This is a genomic window from Candidatus Obscuribacterales bacterium (genome assembly GCA_036703605.1).
In the GTDB taxonomy this organism is placed as follows: Bacteria; Cyanobacteriota; Cyanobacteriia; order RECH01; family RECH01; genus RECH01.
In genome coordinates this window covers 1-3327 of sequence record DATNRH010000258.1, presented here as the reverse complement: position 1 = coordinate 3327, position 3327 = coordinate 1, and the positions used below count along the sequence as shown (strand labels likewise).

General features: G+C 50.3%; 4 protein-coding genes. All 4 read right to left on the bottom strand.

Annotated elements, in window-relative coordinates; genetic code table 11:
• Positions 1-669 precede the first annotated feature (669 nt).
• Entirely contained in the window at positions 670-1041 is a 372-nt protein-coding gene (locus V6D20_05330) for a hypothetical protein (protein HEY9815212.1), read from the bottom strand.
• A 4-nt stretch (positions 1042-1045) separates the two neighbouring features.
• Positions 1046-1510, bottom strand: a complete 465-nt coding sequence (locus tag V6D20_05325) for a lysozyme (GenBank protein HEY9815211.1) — start codon at positions 1508-1510, stop codon at positions 1046-1048.
• A gap of 25 nt (positions 1511-1535) precedes the next feature.
• Positions 1536-2045 (bottom strand): hypothetical protein, encoded by a 510-nt coding sequence (locus V6D20_05320; protein HEY9815210.1) that lies wholly within the window; start codon positions 2043-2045, stop codon positions 1536-1538.
• A 341-nt stretch (positions 2046-2386) separates the two neighbouring features.
• Positions 2387-3327, bottom strand: a 941-nt coding sequence (locus tag V6D20_05315; GenBank protein HEY9815209.1) for a hypothetical protein, incomplete at its 5' end; no start/stop codon positions are given.

Genomic DNA, 3327 nt, shown 5'->3' with positions numbered 1-3327 from the left:
TGGAGGAGCTTGCGAAATCGTATGATGGAATTGCTTGAAGAAGTAAAGTGGCGCAGGGCTACCCATGCCTGCCCTTCCTGTAGACAACCAGCATACTGTGCGATGGAGGATGGTAAGAGTTCAAACACATGCTGGTGTATGGAACTTCCGAAAGACTATAATCCAGATGTAAATTCGGAGAACTGCTTGTGTCAAAAATGCTTAACGTCATCAGATCAGAGAGGGAGTTGAGGGCACTATGCACATTCATCATGTGCCACGATGCTCCGCTCGATGAGTGGTCTGATGTATATGGAATGATCAGACGGTATGCCAATGAGGTAGCCAAGGAGTTCGGTTACTCTGATTGGGTGGACGCCTACCACAAAATACAGGCATAAAAAAGCCCCGGCATCCTTGCGGATGACCGGGGTTTCTTTGTTTCTTGCCTTTACTTTTTCTTCCTAGCTTTCCTACGAGCCTCATGAGATGCGTAAGTTGTAGACCCCATGAAGTTCAGTGATCCCAGAGGACTTGGATAAGTGACACCGGCTTTCTGGGCCACGGTCTTCTTGCTCTCCCTTTGGGCTGCTGTCTTTTTGGTATAAGACGTTGCAGTGGTTGAGGGCTTCTTTTTCTTACTATTGCGCTGAGTTCGGGACGCCATGTGTCCGTCTTTATGAGCCATACTTATTTACCCTTTTTTGTCTTCTGCATGATATCGATGAACTTACGATAGCCGAAGGAAGCGGCTACAGTCAGACCGAAGGCTAGCTGATACCACTCAGGAGTGTCCTGTAGTGCGGCAAAGCCAGCGGTCACGTATTGATCCAATCCGGGAATGAAGCACATGATCACAGGGATGGACAGGACGATCATCAGATATTCGTCTTTCCAGCTCTTAGCAGCACCCTTGGCATGAATCTCATCCCATGATGCACTATTCTCAATGATCTCCATTTCCTTCTTCTGAATCGCTTCTTGCTTCTTCTGCTTACCTTCCATCCACCCCTTGGCCAGAGAGAAAAGGCCGGTGAAGATGGGAACAAGTGGTAAAGCCATATTATTATTCCTCTAGTTTAAGGGAGTCGTACCAGTTAAAGGGACGGCCCCACAATGCCTCTTCGGCATCCCGCCTACGTACCAATCCCCTCAGTTGTCTCCCTCCTGCGTATACCCACCTATCGAACTCTTCCTGAGCTTCGTCGAATTTCCCCTCATTGATCTTCTTCAAGAGAGTACTATTAGCGAGATTACCGGACCCTAGGTTGTATGTCCATGCTACGAGAGCATCAAACTGGTTCTGGTTTAGATCAACTTCTACCAGCCTATTGATTGCCTTCTCAGCATCCATCACATCCACCTTGAGGAAGGCACGAGCCTGCTCCTCTGTGATGCGATCACCGGGCCGGACACCCCTAGTGTGCCCGTACCCGATAGTCCATACACCTACGCTGTCCTGATAAGCCTCAAGCTCTAGGCCCTCAAACTCCATGATGAGTTCTAGGCCCCTCTGGCTAGTTTTGGACATAGTTTAAACTACCCTCTTATATAATTTAAACTGAGACGATTGCTCTATCAGTTGTTCTAAGCCAATTAGTTCCGTCTGAAAACGCCAAGACCTCTCCGCCGACCTCATCTGTTACGATGATAATTCCGCCGTCGTACGTTGTAGCAGAGGGAAGGGCACTAACTGTACTCTTAGGAACTAACACAGGAACACTAGGAGTGACGAGCTTATCGACTATCTCTTGTACTGCCCCCTGAACATTACTAGATGAGATAAAGTCGTATGGAGTAAAAGAAACCAAGTTTGCAGACGTGCTTCCAGAGATAGCCGCTTGTACATCGGCCAGCCGTGCTGCATCTCCGGCGGAAGTAGGCTCTGCCAGATTGATAATCTTATTGCTATTCATGTCCAGCTCGACACCCATCTCATTATTAGTAGATGAGGTACGAGAGAGGGCCCCCGTAAGGGCCGTCTGAATCCTACTAAAGTTCGTGTCTAGATTAAGACCACCATCAATCGTATTCTTGAACGTGATGGGTGTAAAAGAGATAGCCATATCTTACTCCTATTTTTTATTTGCCCTTACGCCCACCACGGGCCTTGCCTTTCTTATCTCCAGAGCGACCACCGGCCGCCCTGTTTGAGCTACGATTCTCGACACGCAGATTGCCCTTGGAGTTGCCGCCACCGCTCTTAACGGCTCGCTTGTGTCCTACGTCCTTCCCACGGACAGCAGCTTTGCCACGGCTCTTCACAACCTTCCTCCGGGCGCGATGACGGGTCGCATCACCACTCTTTGAACCAACCCCTGTCTCACCGCGCTTCTTGGCAGTCTTACGCTCCTGCTTGTAATCCCTTTTATAGTTAGGACTAGACGGCATAAAATACTCCTATCTTCTATTGAGCAGCGTAGGCACGTACCCTACGCATAATCTTTTGTCGTTGCAGATTATCAGGACCAATGCCCAGAGCATCGAATTGAGCTTCGATATCAGCAACAGATGTGCCCTCATCAATCATATCAAAGAGAGCTTCTGTCTGTGCCCTTTCATCCCCGTCTCCGAGGTTAACCCCACCAGCAGCGGGAGTAATATCCCCTCGTGGAGCTGGGGCAGGGGCAGGAGTGGGCCTAGGAGCCGCTCTGCTGGACGTTTGGCCTGAGGGTAGGGCACTGGTGCGGTTCATCTCTTGCTCCGCTCTAGCGGCCTCTGCTTCCTCTGTGGCACGACCCAGCTCAAAGGCACGACCAAGCGCCTGATCACCATTCAGCATCTGAGCTGCAAGGTAGTTGGCGTTAGCTGCGTAGTCCTTATTGAACTCTACAACGTGACTATAGATTTTGTTCAGTCGAGCAAACTTACGTCCATACCGCTTCTGCAATCGCTCTGCCCGTGCTACGGATGCCTGATCACTACGATCAGTGGAAGAGAATACCAGATTACCGCCACGATCAACGCGCATACTGATATTGTCTTGCTGCCACAGGGCAGCTCCGGGCTCCCTGCGCTGATCCACAGGAGTAGTCCGAGGACCAAGCTCAGCACCAAGGTCTTCCATCAGAGCCTCACGCATGGTGCGAGCATACTCTGCATAACCGACCTGAGCATTACGACCAGTAAGACCTTCGTACTCGTTCAGTACGTCGATGATCTTATCATTAGCCAGAGCCTCACCAATCGCCTCATACATAGCAGGCGGAAGTCCAGAGGGATCACGACCCATACGGACAGTCAGTGCCTCAATAGTACGAGCATAGGTATCACGTACCTCAGGATCGTTGGCGAACTCAGGCTGATTCATCCCTTTGGTAATGGATACAGCCAGCTCACGTACGCCCT

Coding starts and splice junctions, on each gene's coding strand:
- V6D20_05330 (HEY9815212.1), bottom strand. CDS start 1,041: ATGGCTTTACCACTTGTTCCCATCTTCACCGGCCTTTTCTCTCTGGCC.
- V6D20_05325 (HEY9815211.1), bottom strand. CDS start 1,510: ATGTCCAAAACTAGCCAGAGGGGCCTAGAACTCATCATGGAGTTTGAG.
- V6D20_05320 (HEY9815210.1), bottom strand. CDS start 2,045: ATGGCTATCTCTTTTACACCCATCACGTTCAAGAATACGATTGATGGT.